This is a genomic window from Hyphomicrobium sulfonivorans, from assembly GCF_013306565.1.
Taxonomy (GTDB): domain Bacteria; phylum Pseudomonadota; class Alphaproteobacteria; order Rhizobiales; family Hyphomicrobiaceae; genus Hyphomicrobium_A; species Hyphomicrobium_A sulfonivorans.
The window spans coordinates 314,681-334,999 of sequence record NZ_PZPO01000005.1 but is presented as its reverse complement, the minus strand read 5'-3'; the positions used below and the strand labels follow the sequence as shown (position 1 = coordinate 334,999).

Below are 20,319 nucleotides of genomic sequence, written 5' to 3'. Positions count from 1 at the left end.
GCGCGACCTAAACTAGTCAAGCAGGTAAGTTCGCGGTTGCGAACATCTTTGGTAGGAGGAGTTTTGGACGGCCTAGAGGGGCCCCAGCCCCCCATGATCACGCCACAGCCCGGCACAGCCGTGTGGCCGGATCGGGGGCTATCATTCCTAGATAGTTCGGGCCTCACAGCGACAAAACGCCGGTATCGCACCGTTCCGGTCGTCTGGAATTAAGTAATTCGTTCGGCGCCATTGGCGCCCGTCCGCTCAAATCCGCTGCGGGCCGATCAGGCTGAGAGAAACACTCGAAATGACAAAACCAGAAATTGATAATTCTGAAACAGATGAATCAACAGATGAATTCAGCCTAACGATAAGCGCCGATTATTTTTTCAATACGCACACTGCCGGACGGAATCTAACGCAAAAAGGCAAAGAAGCCACTTTGCAGATTCTTGAGGCTTCACGCCTCGTGCTCATAGAGAAGGGCTATAACAATCTTACCCTGCGCGAGGTTGCGCGGGCGGCAGGCATGCGCCTGGGAAACCTGCAATATTACTATCCAACGCGGGAAGATCTGATGAAGGATCTTCTGCAAATAATCTTTTCAACTTACGATCAGCGCTATGACATGATTGCGGTGGCGCAATCACTTGATCCCAAATGCCGGCTACAGGAAATGATCCGTTTCTTGATGATCAACATCCGGGAACGTTCGATCAACAGGTTGTTTTTTGAATTGTGGGCTGTGTCACGCCACGATCATTTCGCGGCTGAGCTCCTGGCAGATCTTTACGCGAAATACTGCCAGCGCTTTGAAACCGTAATCGCGGAGATCAGCCCGGAAATGCCGGAAGCCATCCGGAAGAAGCGCGCGGTCCTGATCGCATTTCTCGTCGAAGGCATCATGATCCACCTCAACATCAATTCAGCATACGTCACCGATGACGTCGACGACGAGTGTATGGCTGAAGCGATGCGCCTCGCCTCCTGGCCCTGACCAGCCGGATGCTGCGATGCTCGCCGCTGATGCTGCATTGCAGTTCAACGGCAGTCATTGCAGCTCGACACAGAGGCTGACGCCAAACTCAAATCGCAACCGTTACACAGCGCATCGATGAACAGCACTGCAGCTTCCCGCACGCGCATTCCCCAGCGTCAACCGGCCTTAAGCGCCGCATTGCCCACGACTGCACCCAGCGCAAGTTGCAGACGCTCCGCAAACTGCCGGATTTCTCCATCGGTGACGATCAACGGCGGCAAGATGCGAGTAACGTCGTCACTTGCTGGGATCGTCAGCACTTTGCCATGCACCCGAAGCGCTTCGGCAATCTGCGGCGCAGGCAAGGCGCATTTGATACCAAGCATCATACCGCGGCCGCGAATTTCAACGACCATGTTCGGGAAGCGGCTTGCTACGGCCGCGAGCTCAGCGCGCATAAGATCACCTTTGCGCCGCACCTCAGCTAGAAATTCATCACTTTGCACAATGTCGAGCACGGCGTTCGCCACCGCGACTGCAAGCGGATTGCCGCCAAAGGTTGAGCCGTGACTGCCGGGTGTCATGCCTTCTCCTGCATGCCGCGTGGCAAGGCATGCGCCAATTGGAAAGCCGCCACCCAGTCCTTTGGCCAGGGTCATGATGTCCGGCGCAACCTCCGCCTCCTGATGTGCAAACAGATAACCCGTGCGTCCCAACCCGCATTGGATTTCGTCAAAAATCAGCAGCAGCCCTTGCTCATCACAAAGTTCGCGAAGCTGGCGCAAAAACTGGACACTCACCTGCCGAATGCCACCTTCACCCTGCAATGGCTCGATCATTATTGCCGCCGTCTGCGCACCAACGGCGTTACGAACGGCAGCAATGTCTTCAAGCGGACAAAGATCGAAGCCATCAACAGCCGGGCCGAAACCGTCGAGGTATTTTCTGTTGCCGCCCGCTGCCATGGTGGCCAGCGTCCGACCATGGAAAGCGCCTGCGAAGGTGATGATCCGCCACCGCTCGGGTTTACCGCATGCATGCTGATTACGGCGCGCGATTTTGATCGCGCATTCGTTAGCTTCCGCGCCTGAATTGGCAAAGAAGGCAACATCGGCAAAGCATGCTTCTGTCAGCCGCTCTGCAAGGCGTTCGGCACCGGCGATGCGATAGACATTCGACAGATGCCATAGCTTTCGACCCTGCCTCTCCAGCGCCGCAACGACGTGGGGATGCGAATAGCCCAAGGCATTCACGGCAATGCCTGCGCCAAAATCCAGATAGCGGTCACCTTCGATCGTCGTAAGCCAGGCGCCATCTCCGTGCTCAAATAGCATGGGCGCAGGCTGGAAAATCGGCAGCAGGGCGGATGTCATTTCAATTCTCCACCAGCGTCTATCGCACTGGCATCTGCATTGCGGGTTCGGCGCCCGTGGTGCATATAGCAAGATATCTCCACCACAGCGGCGCATTTGTTGTTCGACTAGGAAACCGTTGCGGTCCACTTGGCAGGCATTCGCCCGTTCAGGATCATGTAGGCGCCTAACCCGATCACCAGCCCCCAGAACGCGCCGCCGATACCGAGCATGTTGATGTTGGCAGCCGACGCCAGGAAGGTGATAAGCGCTGCCTCGCGTGACGATGGATCAGCCATGGCGCTGGCGAGACTTCCGCCAATCGTGCTGAGCAGCGCAAGCCCCGCCAGCGTGGTGATGAACGTGGCTGGAAATGCCATGAAGACCGTCGCGAGCGTCACACCAAACACGCCAACGAGCACATAGAAGCAACCCGCGGCAATGCCCGCGATCCAACGCTTGGACGGATCTTCATGTGCTTCACGGCCCGTCGCGATAGCAGCGGTTATCGCGGCGACATTGAAGGCGTGTGAACCGAACGGGGCCATGATGAGGGAACCGAGGCCCGTTACCGTCACGATGGGATTGGCGTTTGTCTTGAAGCCATCATTCCGCAGCACCAGCATCCCAGGCATGTACTGACCCGTGAGCGTGATGAGAAACAGCGGCAGCGCAACACTCAGCGTCGCGTTCAGCGTGAATTCCGGCATCGTGAAGATCGGCGTAGCGAACTTCAATTGCAGACCGAACAGATCAACGCGATCCAGCGCGACGAGATAAGCGACGCCGATCAGCAATATGCCAACCACGGCATATCGCGCTGAAATGCGCTTCAGCACCACGTAGGCAAGAATGAGTATGCTGACGAGAACGGGATCAACGCTTGCCCCGCCAAATGCCCCGATGCCGAATTGAAGTAGAATGCCCGCGAGCAAACCCGACGCGATACCTGGCGGGATCATGCGGATGACTCTCTCAAAATAGCCCGACAATCCGAGCAGCACAAAAGCCAACGCTGATACCAGATAGGCCCCGATCGCCTCGGCATAAGTTGTGGTGACAAGCGCCGTCACCAGAAAAGCAGCGCCGGGTGTCGACCACGCGGTGATGATCGGCTCGCGGTAACGCACTGTGAGCAACAGGCCGGTCAGGCCAACACCAACCGATACCGACCACACCCACGATGCGGTCAGCTCCGGGCTGAGGCCGGCCACGCGGGCCGCCTGGAAGACGAGAATGAACGTCCCGCCATAGTTGACGATGACGGAAATAATCCCGGCCACGATGGGATGGGTGAGATCGTTCAGGCGAATAGATGACGGCAACGGTTCTGCAGACATGCTTGTGAGTTTCTGGGAATGCACCAAAAGGCGGACCACGATGCCGCCAACACCGCTTGACATCTAGCCGACCATTGGTCTGTAATTCCATGCCAATTTGACGATAATGGTCAGACCACTTGTTCAAGCACTCCCAGCTCGAATCCGTAAAGGCATCACTGTCTCATCCCGCAAACGCGGGTATCCCGATGCATGCCCGGATACAGCGCGCCATACGGCAACTGATCCTCGACGGAGCTCTCAGCTCAGGAAAGCCGTTGCCGGCTTCGCGCGCACTCGCAAAATCTCTCGGCGTATCTCGGGATACGATAGAATCCTCGTATGCCCAGCTTCACGCCGAAGGCTTCATAGACAGGCGCGTCGGGAGCGGAAGCTTCGTGGCGGAGATATCCGAGTTTTTGCCCCGCTACCAACGCGCCAAGCGTGATGTGCGTCATGCCAACCGGGCGCCAAGTCTGAGCAAGCGCGGTGCTGCGATGTTCCAAAGCGGCGGCGTGTGCGAGCTGCTGACACCCCGTCCATTCGCTCCTGGTGTTCCTGATACACGCAGCTTTCCGCTTTCGCTGTGGGAGCGGATGCAGCGGCAGGTGTTGAAAGAGGTTGGCACTCAGGCGCTGCTGCATAGCAGTCCCCAGGGTGCAGAGCCGCTACGTCAGGCCATCGCCGATTATGTGAACCTCGAACGCGGAGCGCGCGCCAGCGCTGACCGCGTACTCGTGCTCACCAGTTCACAACAGGCGATGATGCTGTGCGCAAGCATGCTGCTCGACCCGGGCGAGCGGATATTTATCGAAGATCCCGCCTATTATGGCGCACGCAATGCATTTGATGCTGCCGGTCTGGAATGCATTCCGGTCAGCGTGGATCGTCAGGGAGTCATGGTAGACTCGATATTGAGCGACCCGCGCCGCGCCAAGGCCATCTACCTCACGCCTTCGCACCAGTTTCCCACCGGCGCTACGCTCTCCCTGGATCGTCGTTTAGCGTTGATCGATTGGGCCGCGCGAAACCAAGCCTGGATCATTGAAGACGATTACGACAGCGAATTTCATTATGCGGGCAAACCCACTGCCTGCGTGCAGGGCCTCGATCACCGCGATCGGACCATTTACATCGGCACCTTCACCAAATCGCTGTTTCCCGGCCTGCGGATCGGATACGCGGTGCTACCGCAAGAACTCGTGAAGCCGATAACGATCGCCCGTACACTGCTCGATGGACATACAGCATCAATCGCGCAACTGACGCTGGCACGGTTCGTGGAGGGTGGCCATTTCGGAGCGCATGTCCGCACAATGCGCGGCATCTATGCACAGCGCCTCGATGTGCTGACCAAGCTTGTCGTCAAACATCTTGGGGAGTTTGTCACGCCGCAGGTTCCCATCGGCGGCTTGCAGATGTCCTGCGAGTTTATCTGCGACATCTCCGAGCGCTCTGTCATCGACGCCGCGCGCCGCGTCGGCATCGAGTTGCTGGGTCTGTCAGCTCTGCATGCTGACCGCAAAGGCAAGGCCGGATTCCTGATGGGCTTCGCCGCATATACGCCTGAGGAACTTGAGGTCGCGGTCAAGAAGCTGGCAACTACGCTTCAGCGAGAAAAACGGAAGTGATCCGGTAGTCGGCAATATCGACCAAACGCTTCGGAGATGCCTGACACATCAGAGCAACGAGTTACGCCAACTCGATCAGGTGAAAGAACAAACATGCTGAAAGTCATCGCACAGGATTTCATCCGCCCGGACGCCCTTGAGATTGTCCGCCCACTGTACCGCGAGCTTGTAGAGCTGACGCAGCGCGAACCGCTTTGCATCGCCTATGACCTCTTTGAGAACCAGAAGGATGCGGGGCACTTCATCTTCATCGAGGAGTGGCCCGACAGGGCGGCACTGGACATCCATTGCGCCAGTGATCACTTTCGTCGTCTCGTACCACTCATAAACGCGCATCAGCGACAGGATGGGACCTTCATCCTGATGGACCGTTTCAATACCGGCGCTGATACATAGTCATGCGCCCGCCTGGCCATTGCGCTCGATCAAAGGTCTGGTCGCCCCCACTGAATTGGCAGGGATCAAGCAGCGCACTTTCTGATAGGGACCGACAGAACGCACACGGCATATCGCCATGCGATGCGCTCAGTCGGAATCCTGAAGGAGAACTGCGATGGCAACATCGCCGGCCGCAGACCCGAACAAGCACTTTTCGGAAGAATGGATTGGCAGCGCCCACCATCCGGTTGCCGACAGCGCTGTTGCCGACAATCGAGAGCGCCACAGAACTTGCTTTGATCTGATCGATATCGTCGCCTGTACCGCTGAGACCATGCTGCGCAGTCGACACGACGCTCTTATCCTGAGAAAAAGCAAAGACGCAAATATCGCCAGCGCAATCAAGACTGCTGTCTTTTCCGCCCCGCTATGCGAGCCGCTTATTCAGGTTACAGCATTCAAGGCCATGATGTCTGGCCCGGTGCCAGATCCCGCGCTTAAGACATACATACGGCGCCTAGCGGAGCGTTCCTTCATTTTCGCGCAAACGCTTGCCGATAGCGACGTTGCAATCACCACCTGCGGCAATGATCATCATCTGACCGTCGTCGATCTACGGCAGATGGGTGCAACGGCAAGCACGGCGCAAACAGCTCTGGCGTCAGTAGGCATCGCCCTCGACAGAAACCTAGCCCCACGCGATCACGATAATCCCGTGATCACCTCTGGCATACGCTTCCCCACCGCTTCCGGTACTTGTCGGACGTTCGGCACCCAGGAATATCGAAAGATAGCGGACGCAATCCTCGCGACGCTAAATGCTGTGCGAACGGGAACGTTCGACGCGAACCGCGTTGAAATTAGAGACCAATTACGGCGCCTCACGAAGTGCTCCGTACTACCACTACCGTGCTGATCAAGAGCTCGACTTCTACGCTGGCCTGAATGCTTGCCTGCGTTCCCGCCTTTAATCGAGAACGCATGCTTCGAACGTGCTGATCTGACGAGTGTAAAGGCACGGTTGTAACGCTGCTCGCCCTCAACGAGATCACCTGACAACATCTGCTCCCAGCACAGATGCAGGTCATCATCCTATTGCCAGACGACATCCTTAGCCTCTAAGGCCCGGGGGTCGTCCACTACCCTGATGCCAGTCGACAGGCAGACCTTCTGACGCTTTTCGATAGACTGGAATCGCTTTGGACCCCTCCGCAGCAGCACCCAGTACCCATCCCGCTTCGACGGAAACGCAATCTTCCCAACATTCAAATCTGCTCCCTTTCAGCAGACCAAATGTTCCACAGAACGGCGCAGCAAAGGGGGAAAGGGAGTAACCTGGACCATTATATCCAGTAATTTCAACGCCAGAGGCGAGAAGGTATGGTGGAGGGGGCTGGATTCGAACCAGCGTAGGCGAAGCCAACGGATTTACAGTCCGTCCCCTTTAGCCACTCGGGCACCCCTCCTGACCAATTCATTTCAAACTGCCTTGCCGCTCGAAATGAAAGTGCCCCGCGCGAAGGGCGGCAGGGCGAGGGGTTTATCGGCATCAGGCCCTTGGATGTCAAATGGAAAAGCGGCAGGATGCGCATCCTTTGTCACGAGTTACGCTCCAGCCCCCATTTCAGGCATATTTTCTTCCAATGAAGCAGCCCTCCTACCGCCCCAAGGGCGGCAAACGACCGTTCCAGCGTCGTGGCGACCAACGCCCGCGCGCAACAACCGGACAGAATCGCCCCTCGGCGGCCGAGGACGGCCGTGTCTGGCTGTTTGGCGTCCACGCCGTCGAAGCGGCACTGAACAACCCCAAGCGGCGGGTTCAGCGCCTGCTGATGACGGAGAATGCCGAACACCGGCTGGCCGAGGCTGTAGGCGCAAGGTCGGTATCACCGGAGCGGGTTACGCCGCGCGACCTTGATCGACTACTGGGCCCGGACACGGTGCATCAGGGCGTGCTGCTGGAGACGGAGCCCCTGCCCGATCTTTCGCTGCAGGATCTGCTGGAACAGGCCGACACGGGGCCGCTGCTGGTGCTGGATCAGGTTACCGATCCCCACAATGTCGGCGCCATCCTGCGCTCTGCGGCTGTGTTTGGCGCCGGCGGGCTGGTGATGACGCGGCGGCACAGTGCGCCGCTGGATGGCACGCTGGCAAAATCCGCTTCAGGCGCGCTTGAACTGGTACCGGTGGCTCTCGTCCAGAACCTGGCTCGCACCATCGATGAACTGAAAGAACAAGGCTGCCTGACGCTGGGCCTCGAAGGTACATCAGACGCGAAGATTGAGGATGAAACGTTTGCAGGCCGTGTGGCGCTGGTTCTCGGCGCCGAGGGCAAAGGCCTGCGCGAGCTCACACGGAAAAGCTGCGAGCGGCTGGTGAAGATCAGCACTTCTGGCCCAATCGCCAGCCTCAACGTATCCAACGCTGCCGCCATCGCCCTGCACCACGCTGCGTGGAAGCGCGCTCAGAGCTGAACCGGTTACACAAATTGGCGGGGCGACTGCGGAAAAGCGAAAGGGCGGCCGGATGATTGATCCAGCCGCCCTTTGCAGGGCCTAAAACTCAACACCGCAACAGCTTCGCACCGGGTTATCATTCACGCCGTTGCTGGAGTTGACTGCACACCGTGAGGGGGACGGCGCCAGGCTCCTACTTCAGATAGCCACCGTCGCAACAGTCAGCCGCCGGAGCCGCTACGGGCGCAGCGACATAAACCGGAGCGCGGGCACGGCGGGGTGCCCAATAACGGCGGGCATACTGGCCATAGGGACGATAGTAACGGCTGTAGTACCCGCGCGGCATGTAGGCATACGCACCTGGATAGGGCGCCAGAGTCGCCCACTGGTAGACGTTGGAATAGCGCGGATAATAGATGAAGTGGCTGACCGGTTGGGGGCCACAGAACCCGCCCGGAGCACGGCAACGTCCGTGAGCTTCGGCGGGGACGGCAGCGGCGATGCCAAACGTGGTGGCAACGCTGACAGCCGCCAGCAAGTGGGTGAAACGCATGCGCATTACCTCAACTGACATTCAACGCGCGGAGAGAACGCTTCCGCAAAACTCACGCAACTGAGGGGGAGCATGGCAAAACAAGGATAATGAAGCGCTAACCGCCGCATCGGAGCGGGGCGAATGTGCCGATGTGAGGCTAAAATTTTTTCCCGGCGCTAGCTGGTCAGGGGCAGACGTGCGCGGGCGGCGGCCAAGTGGCCGTTGCCGGAAGCGATTTGACCGCAGGTAAAACGGACCTGATTTGCGTCGTGAACCACTGGCGCCTTTGCCGGACGCGCGCTATAAGGCAGCCCCGTTGATCGGGCCGGCTTAGCACAGTGGTAGTGCAGCGGTTTTGTAAACCGAAGGTCGGGGGTTCAAATCCCTCAGCCGGCACCATTCCAGACAATATTTTTCCGACTTTTCAGTCTCTTAGCATCATAGCTTCTGGACCATAACCGCGCGGGCGTCGCCTGCTCCGTCGTGGTGCCAGACCGGATCAGCGAACACCTTCGCGCGCTTCAGCAGCGCCGCGATTTGCCTGTCCTGACCGAGGCCAAATTCAAAGCCGAGCCAACCGCCCGACCGCAGGAACGCGGGTGCTTCCTTGATGATGCGCATGTGCAGCGAGACGCCGTATGGGCCGCCATCGAAGGCCTCCCGCGGCTCGTTTTCCAGCAGCTCGGCGCGATCGCCCCCCAGCAGCCTAGACGTTGAAATATAAGGCGGATTAGCGACAATCAGATCAACCGCACCGGAGAGTTCAGCGTCAGCAAGCGGGGCAAACAGGTCGCCCTGCAGCACCGCGACGCGCTGGATCAGGTCATGACGGCGGACGTTGTGGCGCGATGTTGCGACGGCGTCGTCGGTGAGATCACAGGCCCAAATCCGGGCATTCTGATGATGGCGCGCCAGCGCGATGGCGATATTTCCAGCGCCGCAGCACATATCGATGCAGAGCGGAGCGCCTTGATCTTGCGTGATTTTTTCAATCGCAGCGCGGGCCAGAAGCTCGGTCTCTTCGCGCGGGCGCAGCACGCAACCGGTCAGATCCAGATCGATGCCGAGGAAGCTGACGGTCTCGTTTACTTCGGTCGAGATCGGCGCATAAAATTGCATAATTAACTCCCCGCCCCGCAGCGTTAAGAAATGCGTTAATAGCCATAATCAATGTGCGGCAATGAGTGTTTTACGCGTTCAACGCAAACCGCGTTAAATTTTAGGTAATTATGATTTATGCGCGGCCGCGTGCTTTATTCGGCGCTGGCGACTGCCCTCCGGTCAGCCGGCCGCCAGCGCTGTTTGGTGCACCTCTTTTTGCGCTGGCGCCCCCGCTACGCGGAGCCGGCCGCCGGTGATTGTCAGGCGGGCTGTGGCGGGCGGATGAGATAGACGTCCATGATCCAGCCCTTACGCGCACGGCAGGCCTGCCGCTGTTCGAGGATGCTATCGAGCACGGTATCGATGGGACCGGCGTGCGTGACCTCATCGGCAGTGCCCAGATAAGCACCCCAGAAGATTTCCCCGGCACGGCCGCGTAACGACGCCAGCCCGTCGCCACCATCCAGAAACACGACGACGTTGCCCTGCCCTTCCGGGAAACGTTCAGCCAGTTTGCGGCCGGTGGTGAACAACACCGGCTCGCCGATGGCGTTGAGCGCGATGCGATGGCGCGCGGTGAGGATCTGGATGCTGCTGATGCCGGGAATGACAGTGTGTTCGAACTGAACCGCGCCATCGGCCCTTACGCCATCGATGATGCGAAGGATACTATCGTAAAGCGATGGATCTCCCCACGACAGGAACGCACCGGTTTCACCACGCGCTTTAAGCGCTGCGATCTCATCGGCCACCCGCGCCGCGCGGGCGGCGTGCCAGACGGCTACGGCCTGCTTGTACGGTAACGCCGGATCTCGCTCCGGCACCGAGATTTCAACGAAGCGATAGGGCTTCTCGGTGCAATAGCGCGCGCATATCTGCTTGCGCAGCTCCGACAGCTCGGCCTTTTCCTCGCCTTTGTCAAAGATGAGGAAAACATCGGTGGCACGCAGGGCGTCAATCGCCTGCACAGTGAGCAGATCGGCGCCCCCCGCTCCGATGCCGATGACGAAGATGTCGGTCATTTGTGTTCTACTGTTTCCAGTTGTGGCGCGCGCGCCAGCGTGAGCAGCGCGTCGATGTCGAGATAACGTTCAAGATGCTCGGCGAGCTGGTCGAGCGTGGCTTCGACCGTAGCTTCATAGTTCATGCGATCGTCGTGCGCCGCCACGCCCAGACGCTCAAGCCAGAACCGGCGCTGTGTGTCATCGGCAAAAAGGCCGTGCACGTAGCAGCCTTCGACTGAACCATCGGCATTGGCAGCGCCATCCGCACGGCCATCGTCGAAGCGCAACAGCGCGCGCGCACAATCCGCTCCATCGGTACGGCCGACATGCATTTCATAGCCGTTGAAGCGCGGACCGCTGACATGGCTGCCCGCGACTTCGATCAACTGCTTGTCGCCCGTAAGCACGGTATCGACATCGAGCAGCGCCAGCCCTTCACAGGTTTGCGCCGGGCCTTCGGTGCCGAGCGGATCGGAGACGATGCGTCCGAGCATCTGATAGCCGCCGCAAATGCCGAGCACACGGCCGCCGCGGCGCAGATGCGCCTTGAGATCGATGTCCCACCCCGTTGCGCGCAGCGCGGCGAGGTCAGCAATTGTTGCTTTCGATCCGGGCAGAATGACGAGGTTTACATCCGGTGGAATGACTTCGCCGGGCCGGATGAACATGAGATCAACGGACGGCTCCAACCGCAGCGGATCGAAGTCGTCGAAGTTGGACACGCGCGGATAAGCCAGCACGGCAATGCGGATCTTTGCATCGGGCTTGGCTTCCCGCTCCGCCAGGCCAAGCGCATCTTCAGCGGGAAGATTACGTGCGCCGTCGAAAAACGGCACCAGCCCCAGCGCGCGCCAGCCGGTGCGCTGCGCGATTGATGCCATGCCATCGTCGAACAGCGATGGGTCGCCGCGAAAACGATTGACGATGAAGCCTGCGATCATGTCGGCGTCATCCGATGGCAGCACCACCTGCGTGCCGACGATGCTGGCGATGACGCCGCCGCGTTCGATATCGCCGATCAGGACAACGGGCACACTAGCCGCCTGCGCGAAACCCATGTTGGCGATGTCGTTGCGGCGCAGATTGATTTCCGACGCCGAGCCCGCGCCTTCAACAAGCACGATGTCGGCTTCATCACAGAGGCGACCGAAGCTTTCCAGCACCGCGCCCATCAGCGAGTGCTTGAGTTGCTGATAGTCGGCTGCCTTGCTGTTGCCGACGACGCGCCCCTGCACCACGACCTGCGCGCCGACTTCGCTCTGCGGCTTCAGCAGCACAGGGTTCATGTGCACGGTTGGCGCGACACCGCACGCACGCGCCTGCAACGCCTGCGCACGGCCGATCTCGCCGCCGTCGACGGTGACGGCGGCGTTGTTGGACATATTCTGCGGCTTGAACGGACGCACGCGCAGACCGCGACGGGTCAATGCGCGCGCAATGCCGGCGACCAGCATCGACTTGCCGACATCCGAGCCGGTGCCCTGGAACATGAGGGCCCTGGCGGCCATCAGTATTCGATGCCTTCCTGCGCCTTCACGCCGGCATCGAAGTGATGCTTGACCGGCGTCATCTCGGTGACGAGGTCAGCGGCTTCGATCAGCTCGGGCTTGGCGTTGCGCCCGGTGACGACGATGTGCAGATCCGGCCGCCGCGCGGTGAGCGTTGCCACCACGTTGGCGATGTCGAGATGATCGTAACGCAGCGCGATGTTGAGCTCATCGAGAATGAGCAGGCGCAGCTCCGGATCGGCCATCAGCTCCTCAGCCTTGGCCCAGGCGCGCTCCGCCGCCGCCACATCGCGCGTGCGGTCCTGCGTTTCCCAGGTGAAGCCCTCGCCCAGCGCATGCCAGGAAACCTGCCCTGGAAAACGGTCGATGGCATGGCGCTCGCCAGTGTCCCACGCGCCCTTGCCGAACTGCACGACGCCGGTTTTGAAGCCGCGCCCGAGCGCGCGCATCAAAAGGCCAAATGCCGCTGTCGATTTACCCTTGCCCTTGCCGGTGTGGACGATCAGCAGCCCTTTTTCGATGGTCTTGCCGGCGACCTCGGCATCCTGCGCGGCCTTGCGGTTCGCCATTTTTGACTTGTGGCGTTCGGGATCGTCGATTTTTGCGGCCATGGCTGCAATTACTCCATAGTGCGTCGGAAGGCGTGCGGCGCTCGCTTGAGCGACAGGTTTGCCATTGACGGGGCTTCGCGCGTAGTCTTATCAGACCATGAGACGGTTCCCCACAAGGGGATTTGAAAGGGAATGCGGTGTCGTCACACGTGACCAATCCGCAGCTGCCCCCGCAACTGTAATCGGCGAGCACGCGGCATTCGTACCACTGGGAAACCGGGAAGGTAGTCGCAAGCGGTGAACCGAGAGCCAGGAGACCTGCCGTCAACAGCAACTCAAGTGGCCCCGGTGGGCGGGCTGAGGAGGCACTATGTCTACGGCAATCACCCATTCGACATCGGTACGTGCAGACGTTCGCATCGCGGCACTGCTGGCGCTCGTGTTCGGCTTCGGCCTGGTGTTCATGACCGGATTTGCGCACTCCTCGGTGCTGCATAACGCTGCACATGACACGCGCCACTCGCTCAGCTTTCCCTGCCACTGAGCATAATTGACATGATCACGCGCGTTTTCGCGGTCGGCCTGCTGGCCGGACTGTGCGCGGGGCTTATTGTGGCTCTGCTGCAGGCGTTCACCACCACACCGCTTATCATCGATGCCGAACGCTTCGAGGGTGGGCATAGCCATCAGCATGCGTCGGTGATGCATGAAGCACCGTTCGGCGGCGCGAAGCTGTATCTGGCGCATGCGACGTCCGGCGCTGATGGCGATGGACATAGCGAGTGGGCGCCGGAGGATGGGCTGGAGCGCACGGTTTATACCGGTGTCGCCACCATCGGCACGGCAACCGGCTTCGCCTTCATTCTGATTGCGGCGATGCTGCTGGGCGGCGAGCGGATCACGCAGAATACAGCGCTCGGCTGGGGTGCGGCGGCGTTCGCGGCCGCTGGCCTCGCTCCGGCGATGGGGTTGGCGCCGGAACTGCCCGGCATGATGGCGGAAGATCTGTTCGCCCGTCAGCAGTGGTGGGTGATGACGGCAGCGATGAGCGCGGTGGGTCTGTGGCTGCTGCTGCGCGGCGAGACCGGCTGGCTGCGGCTGCTGGCAATCCCGGTGCTGCTGGCTCCGCATCTGTGGGGCGCGCCGCATCCCGCTATCGAGGCCGGCGCAAGTGCTGTTCCCGCTGAGCTGGCAGCGCGCTTTGCGGCGATGTCGCTGGCGGTGCAGGCCGTGCTGTGGGCGCTGACAGGTTTTCTGGTCGGCACGTTCTGGCAACGCATCGGCGCAGCTTCGGAGGCTGAAGCCGATGGGCGCTAATGTGGATGTGTTTGTGTGCGTGACGTGCGCAGCGGATGCGCGCTGGACGAAGGAAAACCCGCATCCGGGCGCCGGATTTGCCGATGCGCTGAGCGCGCGGCTGGCTGACATCAAGGCCGAGAACATCACCGTCCGTCAGGTGGAATGCCTGGCTGTGTGCAAGCGTCCGCATACAATCGCGCTGGCCGCCGATGGCAAGTGGACGTACATCATCGGCGACCTGAAGGCCGAAGATCACCTGGAAGACATCGCCAACGCCGCGGTTGCGTTTCAGCAATCGGAAAACGGGCTCGTGCCCTGGAAGGAACGGCCGCTGTGCTTCCGCCAGGGTGTGATTTCGCGCACCCCTCCCCTTGGATTTGAACACCCCGCAACGGAGCCAGCATGACCGACATTGCCAAGGTGCCATGCACCATCATCACCGGTTTTCTGGGCGCCGGAAAAACCACGCTGGTGCGTCACGTGCTGCAGAATGCGGGCGGTCGGCGGCTGGCGGTGATCGTCAACGAGTTCGGCGACGTCGGCATCGATGGCGAGATCCTGAAGGGTTGCGGCATCGAGAGCTGCAAGGAGGAAAGCATCGTCGAGCTTTCCAACGGTTGCATCTGCTGCACGGTGGCCGACGATTTTGTGCCGGCGCTGGAAGGCCTGCTGGCACTGGCCGAGCCGCCGGAGCACATCCTGATCGAAACGTCCGGGCTGGCGCTGCCGAAGCCGCTGGTGCAGGCGTTCAACTGGCCCGCTATCGCCTCGCGCGTGACCGTTGACGGCGTGGTGACGGTGGTGGACGGCGCGGCCGTTGCGGCCGGACGCTTTGCGGATGATCCCGAAGCGCTGAAGGCACAGCAGCAGGAAGACGCTTCGCTCGATCACGACAACCCGCTTGAGGAAGTCTACGAGGATCAGCTGCTGTGCGCCGATCTCATTGTGCTCAACAAGGCGGATCTGCTGAACGATGACGATCGCCAGCGCGTGATCAGCGAGATCAACGCCGCCATTCCGCGCGCGGTGAAGGTGGTGACGGCGGAAGGCGCGAAACTGGATGCCGATGTGCTGCTGGGCATCAAGGCGGCGGCCGAGAACGACCTCGCCGCCCGGCCCTCGCACCACGACGCCGAGGAAGAGCACGACCACGACGACTTCGACACGTTCATCATCGACCTGCCGACGGTTAACGACCCGGCCGACATCGTGGCGCGGATCAAGCAGGCGACTGCGGATCATGATATTCTGCGCACCAAGGGCTTTGTCGAAGTTACCGGCAAGCCCATGCGGCTGCTGATTCAGGGTGTCGGTCAGCGTCTGCAGCAGCAGTTTGACCGTCCGTGGAAGCCCGGCGAAAGCCGTCAGGGCCGGCTGGTGGTGATCGGCCAGCACGGACTTGACCAGGACGCCATCGTTCGCGCTGTCACCGGGGCCTGAGCGGCTCCAGCAGCACAGCGCCGTTACCGGAGCCTGAAACAGTAAAGTGCATCTGCTCGCCACCCAGTCCGCTTCCCTGGACGAGGCCGACATTGCCGTCGATCTCGGCCAGACGGCTGGCGACATGGTGGTGCTGTCGTTCAGCGACAGCGATCTTTCGGCGCTGACTGCAGCGTGGAAAGACGAGCGCGATGCACTGCCAAGCCTGCGGCTGGCGAGCCTGAAGCGGCTGCGCCATCCGATGTCGGTCGATCTTTACATCGACCAGGTGGTGACGGGCAGCCGCATCGTCATCGTACGCAGCCTCGGCGGGCTCGATTACTGGCGCTACGGCTTCGAGCAACTGGCCGAAGTATGCCGCCGCAAAGGCGTGCATCTGGTGGCGCTGCCGGGCGATGATCGTCCCGATCCGCGACTGGCCGCGCTGTCGACGGTTACCGAGAGTCAAGCGGCGCTGTTCGACGCCTACTTCCGCCACGGCGGCAAGGAGAACGTCGGCCACGCGCTGCGCCTTGCGGCTGCGGTTGTGCGCAACGAAGCGCTTGAGGCGGTGCCGCCGAAGCCATTTGGCGCCGCCATTTTCATCAACGCCAACGGCTCGATCGCCAGCGACAATCAGCTTGCCGACTATGCCGCGCGTGATGGCGCCAGCGCGCTGGTGGTGTTCTACCGTTCAAGCCTGCTGGCCAGCGACACCGCGCCAATCGAAGTGCTGATGGCGCAGCTGCATACTCGCGGAATTGACTGTCTCGGCGTTGCGCTGACCAGCCTTAAAGACCCCGAGGCGGAAGGCGCACTGACGGTGCTGATGGCACAGCGCAGACCGTCGATCATCGTCAACGCCACAGCCTTCTCCGCCCGGCGCGCCGACGACACGACGGTGCTCGACGCCGCCGATTGTCCGGTGTTGCAGGTGGCGCTTTCAGGCACGAGCGAAGAAGCGTGGCAGGACTCCGATCGCGGCTTGAGCGCCAGCGATCTGGCGATGAATGTGGTGCTGCCGGAGCTTGACGGGCGCCTGTTCACGCGCGCGATTTCATTCAAGGCCGAAGCGGAGCTCGACCCCGATCTGCAATATGGCGGTGTGCATCACCGGCCGGTTGCGGACCGCGTTGCATTCGTTGCAGCGCTGGCCGCGAACTGGGTGCAACTCGCCTCGCAGCCACGGGCTGAGCGCCGCGTTGCCGTGATGCTGTCGGACTATCCGGCGCGCGGCGGGCGCACGGGGTATGCCTGCGGCCTCGATACGGCGGAAAGCGCACGCGAGATCGTGGCTCTGCTGCGCGGCGCCAGATATGCAGTTGGCGTCGACGCGTGGCCCGATGGCAAGCTGATCGATTGCCTGACCGCGCCGCAGCCGGCTGACTGCATCACCCTATCGCTTGATCAGTATCGAGCGCACATTGCGAGCATGCCTGCATCCGTTGGTGCGGCACTGCGCGAAGCGTGGGGCGATCCGGCTGACGATCCCGCCTGCATTGACGGCGCATTCCGTTTTCCGTGTGTGCGGCAGGGCAATGTAACGATCGTGCTGCAGCCCGATCGCGGTTCGCGCGGCGATCGGAAACAGGGGTATCACGATACATCCTGTCCGCCGCGTCACAGCTACGTTGCGCACTATGCAGCGCTGCGGCTGACGGAAAACATTGATGCGCTGCTGCATCTGGGCACACACGGTACGCTTGAATGGCTGCCGGGCAAAGCGCTGGCGTTGTCGAACGCATGCTTCCCGGATGCGGTTCTGGGCCCGCTGCCGGTGGTGTATCCCTTCATCGTCAACAATCCCGGCGAGGCTGTGCAGGCGAAACGGCGCATCGCCGCCGTGACGGTGGGCCATCTGACGCCGCCGCTGAGCAGCGCAGGACTTTATGGCGGACTGGGGGAGCTGGAAGGCCTGCTGGAGGAATACGCCGAAGCCGATGGCTTCGATAAGCGGCGCATCAAGCTGATCGAAGCCGAGATCATCGACCGCGCGTGGCGATCAGGCTTGGCGGCCGATTGTGGCGTGACGCGCGATGATGCTCCGCAGGTGGCGGTGGCAAAACTCGATGCGCAGCTTTGCGACATCAAGGATCTGGCGATCCGCGACCGGCTGCACATTTTCGGCCGCGAGCCTGACACCGACGCCATTGATGCGCTGACCGAGACGACATTCAACAGCCTGGAAGAGAGCGCTGCGAAACCGCTGCAGGGGCGTATTCGCGAGCTGCTGAGCGCCTGCGCTGCATCGGAACGCATGGCGCTGCTCGCGGCGCTGGACGGACGACGCGTTGCGCCGGGCGCGGCCGGTGCACCAACACGCGGACGCCTCGACGTGCTGCCAACCGGCCGCAACCTGACGACGATTGATCCGCGTGCGGTGCCGACGCGCACGGCGGCGGTGATCGGCACGCGTGCGGCGGAAGAAGTTGTGCGGCGGCATCTGCAGGACAAGGGCGAATATCCGCGCGCCGTGATGCTTGATCTGTGGGCTTCCGCTTCGCTGCGTACAGGCGGCGATGATATCGCGCAGGCACTGAGCTATCTGGGTGTGCGACCGACATGGGACCACGCATCGAACCGCGTGACCGGCATCGAGATTATGCCGATGGCGAAGCTGGAGCGGCCGCGCATCGACGTGACGTTGCGCATTTCCGGCCTGTTCCGCGACATCTTCCAATCTCAGATCGCACTGCTGGATATGGCGGTGGCGCGCGTGGCGGCGCTTGATGAAGAAGACGAGTTCAATCCGCTGGCCGCAGCACGGCGGCGCGGCGAAAGCCTGGCGCGCATCTTCGGCGGCGGCGCGAATGTCTATGGCGCGGGCACGACCGACGTGGCGCTCGATACCGAGTGGACATCGCGCCAGCAGCTTGCAGAAGCGTATCTAGCTGCGTCATCGCACGCCTATGGCGCGCATGAGGGCGGCACCGAAGCGCGCGAGCAATTCATGGCGCGCATTGCCGCCATCGATGCGCTGGTGCACCCGCAGGATGACCGCGAGCGCGATCTGCTGGACGGCGACGGCGTGGCGGATTTCGTCGGCGGGTTTGCGGCGGCGGCCGAACTGGCAGGCCATGCACCGCAGCTCTATCACATCGACACCAGCAAGCCGGGCGCGCCGGTTGCCCGCACAATTCCGGAAGAAATCGCGCGCGTGGTGCGCGGCCGCCTGACCAATCCGCGCTGGATTGCGGGCATGCTGGAACATGGCCATCGCGGTGTGAGTGAGATGGCGCAGGCGGTGGATGCGCTCTATGCGTTCGCGGCGACGGGCAGCGGCGTGCCTTCGCATCTGTTCGAGGCCGTGCACGATGCGATCATTGCCGACGATGCGGTGCGGCATGCGGTGGTGCTGGCTAATCCCGCAGCGGCGGAAGCGATAACCAACCGGCTGCTGGATGCGATCCGGCGCGGGCTTTGGGTGCCGCGACGCAACGCCGTGCATGGCGAGCTGGAGTTGCTGCGTACGGAGCACGCTGGCGCGGCGGACACGCCGGCAACGGCGGAGATGCAGTGATGGGCGCGCCGACCCCAGCCTCTTTCACTGTGCGGGGGTGGTGCCCAAGCAGCTATCGCCCGATGGAAACCGGCGATGGACTACTGTTGCGATTGCCCGCGCGCGTGGGCGGCTTTCGCGCCGATGATATGGCGGCAATCGCTGACATCGCCGAGCGGTACGGCAACGGGCTGATCGATATGACGCGGCGGGCGAACATTCAGCTGCGCGGCGTGACGGCGGAAAGCCTGGAGCACGCGCAACGGGACTTGCGCGATGCGGGGCTTATTCCGGCGGATGCCTCAGCGGTGACGCCGAGCATTATGGTGGGCCCGCTAACTGGGTGCGGTGCGGGCGACCTGCTCGACGCGGACACGTTGCATGAGCGTCTACTGGTTGCGCTGTCGGGCGCGCCGGAGCTGCACGCGCTGCCGGCCAAATTCTCGTTCAACATCGACGGTGGTGGCGAAGTCGCTGCCCTCGATGGCGAGCGGGCGGACATTCATCTGCGCGCAGTTGTCGGCACATCGGGCGCGAGCGTTGCGGTTGGGCTGGATACGCCGGGTGCGATTGCCTGGTTCGGCCCAGCCGAGATTGACGCCGCACCGGCCGTCGCGGTGGCTCTGGCGGCTGGTTTTCTGGCGCACCGGCAGCATGATCAGCGCCGCATGCGGGATCTGCCGGCGACATCGATTGCGAAACTTGCAGATGCCTGCGGGCTGACGCCGCTGGTGCTGCCGCTGCGGTCAATCAGCCGGCCGCAGCTGGGCGTGATGAGCGACGGACGGGGGCGTGTCATCGCCGCAGGTGTGGCGGCTCCGTTCGGGCGGCTTTCGGCGGCCATGCTGCGGCGTCTGGCCTCCTGCGCCACGGAGGCGGGCGTTGCATCCTTGCGCGTTTCGCCCTGGCGGTCGCTGTTCGGCAAGGTGGCACATCCGGCCGCCGGCGCACGCTTTGTGGCCGGGGCGACGGAAGCGGGCTTCATTTGCGATGGCAACGACCCGCTTCTTGCGATAGATGCTTGCCCAGGCGCACCGCAATGCAGCTCCGCCACGGTTGACACCCACGCCGTAGCGCGCGCCGTTGCGGATCACATGGCGGTGCTTGGCTTGCGTTCATGCCACGTTTCCGGCTGCGTAAAGGGATGCGCCCGCTCCGCCGCGGCTGATTTGACGCTGGTGGGGAATGCTGGTGCCCTTTCCGTCGTCCGCGCTGGCACCGCGCGTGATATGCCAATCACGGTAATTCATCTGGACGAGCTGCCCGCCTTCTGCCAACGGCCGGTGCACGCTTAAGTTTGAAGCGA

18 protein-coding genes, 2 tRNA genes and 1 riboswitch are annotated in these 20,319 nt (G+C 61.7%); of the genes, 12 read left to right on the top strand and 8 right to left on the bottom strand.

Features of this window, described 5'->3' with window-relative positions; genetic code table 11:
* Positions 1-289 precede the first annotated feature (289 nt).
* Entirely contained in the window at positions 290-979 is a 690-nt protein-coding gene (locus tag C6Y62_RS13020; RefSeq protein WP_173954265.1) for a TetR/AcrR family transcriptional regulator, read from the top strand.
* A gap of 158 nt (positions 980-1,137) precedes the next feature.
* Here C6Y62_RS13020 and C6Y62_RS13015 read toward each other — a convergent pair whose 3' ends face one another.
* The gene (locus tag C6Y62_RS13015; protein WP_173954360.1) at positions 1,138-2,334 is read right to left on the bottom strand and encodes an aspartate aminotransferase family protein; all 1,197 of its coding nucleotides are present in this window, start codon (positions 2,332-2,334) and stop codon (positions 1,138-1,140) included.
* A gap of 107 nt (positions 2,335-2,441) precedes the next feature.
* Positions 2,442-3,653 (bottom strand): benzoate/H(+) symporter BenE family transporter, encoded by a 1,212-nt coding sequence (locus tag C6Y62_RS13010; protein WP_173954264.1) that lies wholly within the window; start codon positions 3,651-3,653, stop codon positions 2,442-2,444.
* A gap of 119 nt (positions 3,654-3,772) precedes the next feature.
* Between C6Y62_RS13010 and pdxR the strand changes: the two genes are divergently transcribed.
* From pdxR to C6Y62_RS12995, 3 genes are all read left to right on the top strand, one after another.
* Complete coding sequence (gene pdxR, locus C6Y62_RS13005) at positions 3,773-5,263, top strand: MocR-like pyridoxine biosynthesis transcription factor PdxR (RefSeq protein WP_173954263.1); 1,491 nt, start codon at positions 3,773-3,775, stop codon at positions 5,261-5,263.
* 93 nt (positions 5,264-5,356) lie between these two features.
* On the top strand, positions 5,357-5,659 hold the full coding sequence (locus tag C6Y62_RS13000; RefSeq protein WP_173954262.1) for a putative quinol monooxygenase: 303 nt from the start codon (positions 5,357-5,359) through the stop codon (positions 5,657-5,659).
* Positions 5,660-5,816: 157 nt separating this feature from the next.
* Positions 5,817-6,557, top strand: coding sequence for a PLP-dependent aminotransferase family protein (locus tag C6Y62_RS12995; RefSeq protein WP_173954261.1), 741 nt, complete (start codon positions 5,817-5,819; stop codon positions 6,555-6,557).
* 465 nt (positions 6,558-7,022) lie between these two features.
* Here C6Y62_RS12995 and C6Y62_RS12990 read toward each other — a convergent pair.
* Positions 7,023-7,107 (bottom strand) — tRNA-Tyr (locus C6Y62_RS12990).
* Between the two features lie 177 nt (positions 7,108-7,284).
* Here C6Y62_RS12990 and rlmB point away from each other — a divergent pair.
* On the top strand, positions 7,285-8,115 hold the full coding sequence (rlmB, locus tag C6Y62_RS12985) for a 23S rRNA (guanosine(2251)-2'-O)-methyltransferase RlmB (RefSeq protein ID WP_068463541.1): 831 nt from the start codon (positions 7,285-7,287) through the stop codon (positions 8,113-8,115).
* Positions 8,116-8,290: 175 nt separating this feature from the next.
* Here rlmB and C6Y62_RS12980 read toward each other — a convergent pair whose 3' ends face one another.
* Positions 8,291-8,650, bottom strand: a complete 360-nt coding sequence (locus C6Y62_RS12980; RefSeq protein ID WP_173954260.1) for a hypothetical protein — start codon at positions 8,648-8,650, stop codon at positions 8,291-8,293.
* A gap of 306 nt (positions 8,651-8,956) precedes the next feature.
* Between C6Y62_RS12980 and C6Y62_RS12975 the strand changes: the two genes are divergently transcribed.
* A tRNA-Thr gene (locus C6Y62_RS12975) sits at positions 8,957-9,031 on the top strand.
* Between the two features lie 39 nt (positions 9,032-9,070).
* Here the strand turns inward: C6Y62_RS12975 and C6Y62_RS12970 are convergent.
* The 4 genes from C6Y62_RS12970 to cobO form a co-directional block, all read right to left on the bottom strand.
* A complete protein-coding gene (locus C6Y62_RS12970; protein ID WP_173954259.1) occupies positions 9,071-9,751 on the bottom strand; it encodes a N5-glutamine methyltransferase family protein in 681 nt (226 codons plus the stop codon).
* 242 nt (positions 9,752-9,993) lie between these two features.
* Positions 9,994-10,755, bottom strand: coding sequence for a precorrin-6A synthase (deacetylating) (gene cobF / locus C6Y62_RS12965; protein ID WP_173954258.1), 762 nt, complete (start codon positions 10,753-10,755; stop codon positions 9,994-9,996).
* Complete coding sequence (locus C6Y62_RS12960) at positions 10,752-12,245, bottom strand: cobyric acid synthase (protein WP_173954257.1); 1,494 nt, start codon at positions 12,243-12,245, stop codon at positions 10,752-10,754. Before C6Y62_RS12960 ends, cobF begins: the two co-directional genes overlap by 4 nt.
* On the bottom strand, positions 12,245-12,856 hold the full coding sequence (cobO, locus tag C6Y62_RS12955; protein ID WP_173954256.1) for a cob(I)yrinic acid a,c-diamide adenosyltransferase: 612 nt from the start codon (positions 12,854-12,856) through the stop codon (positions 12,245-12,247). Before cobO ends, C6Y62_RS12960 begins: the two co-directional genes overlap by 1 nt.
* 86 nt (positions 12,857-12,942) lie before the next feature.
* Positions 12,943-13,136, top strand: a riboswitch (cobalamin riboswitch).
* A gap of 30 nt (positions 13,137-13,166) precedes the next feature.
* Here cobO and C6Y62_RS12950 point away from each other — a divergent pair.
* From C6Y62_RS12950 to cobG, 6 genes are read left to right on the top strand one after another with little or no spacing between them, the layout of a single operon-like run.
* Positions 13,167-13,340, top strand: a complete 174-nt coding sequence (locus tag C6Y62_RS12950) for a CbtB domain-containing protein (protein WP_068463551.1) — start codon at positions 13,167-13,169, stop codon at positions 13,338-13,340.
* An 11-nt stretch (positions 13,341-13,351) separates the two neighbouring features.
* On the top strand, positions 13,352-14,113 hold the full coding sequence (locus C6Y62_RS12945; RefSeq protein WP_173954255.1) for a CbtA family protein: 762 nt from the start codon (positions 13,352-13,354) through the stop codon (positions 14,111-14,113).
* Complete coding sequence (locus C6Y62_RS12940; protein ID WP_173954254.1) at positions 14,103-14,501, top strand: DUF1636 family protein; 399 nt, start codon at positions 14,103-14,105, stop codon at positions 14,499-14,501. The genes C6Y62_RS12945 and C6Y62_RS12940 overlap by 11 nt, the downstream gene beginning before the upstream one ends.
* Positions 14,498-15,535, top strand: a complete 1,038-nt coding sequence (cobW, locus tag C6Y62_RS12935; protein ID WP_173954253.1) for a cobalamin biosynthesis protein CobW — start codon at positions 14,498-14,500, stop codon at positions 15,533-15,535. Before C6Y62_RS12940 ends, cobW begins: the two co-directional genes overlap by 4 nt.
* Positions 15,536-15,581: 46 nt before the next feature.
* A complete protein-coding gene (gene cobN / locus C6Y62_RS12930) occupies positions 15,582-19,034 on the top strand; it encodes a cobaltochelatase subunit CobN (protein ID WP_173954252.1) in 3,453 nt (1,150 codons plus the stop codon).
* Complete coding sequence (gene cobG / locus C6Y62_RS12925; RefSeq protein ID WP_276510023.1) at positions 19,034-20,308, top strand: precorrin-3B synthase; 1,275 nt, start codon at positions 19,034-19,036, stop codon at positions 20,306-20,308. Before cobN ends, cobG begins: the two co-directional genes overlap by 1 nt.
* Positions 20,309-20,319: the final 11 nt, after the last annotated feature.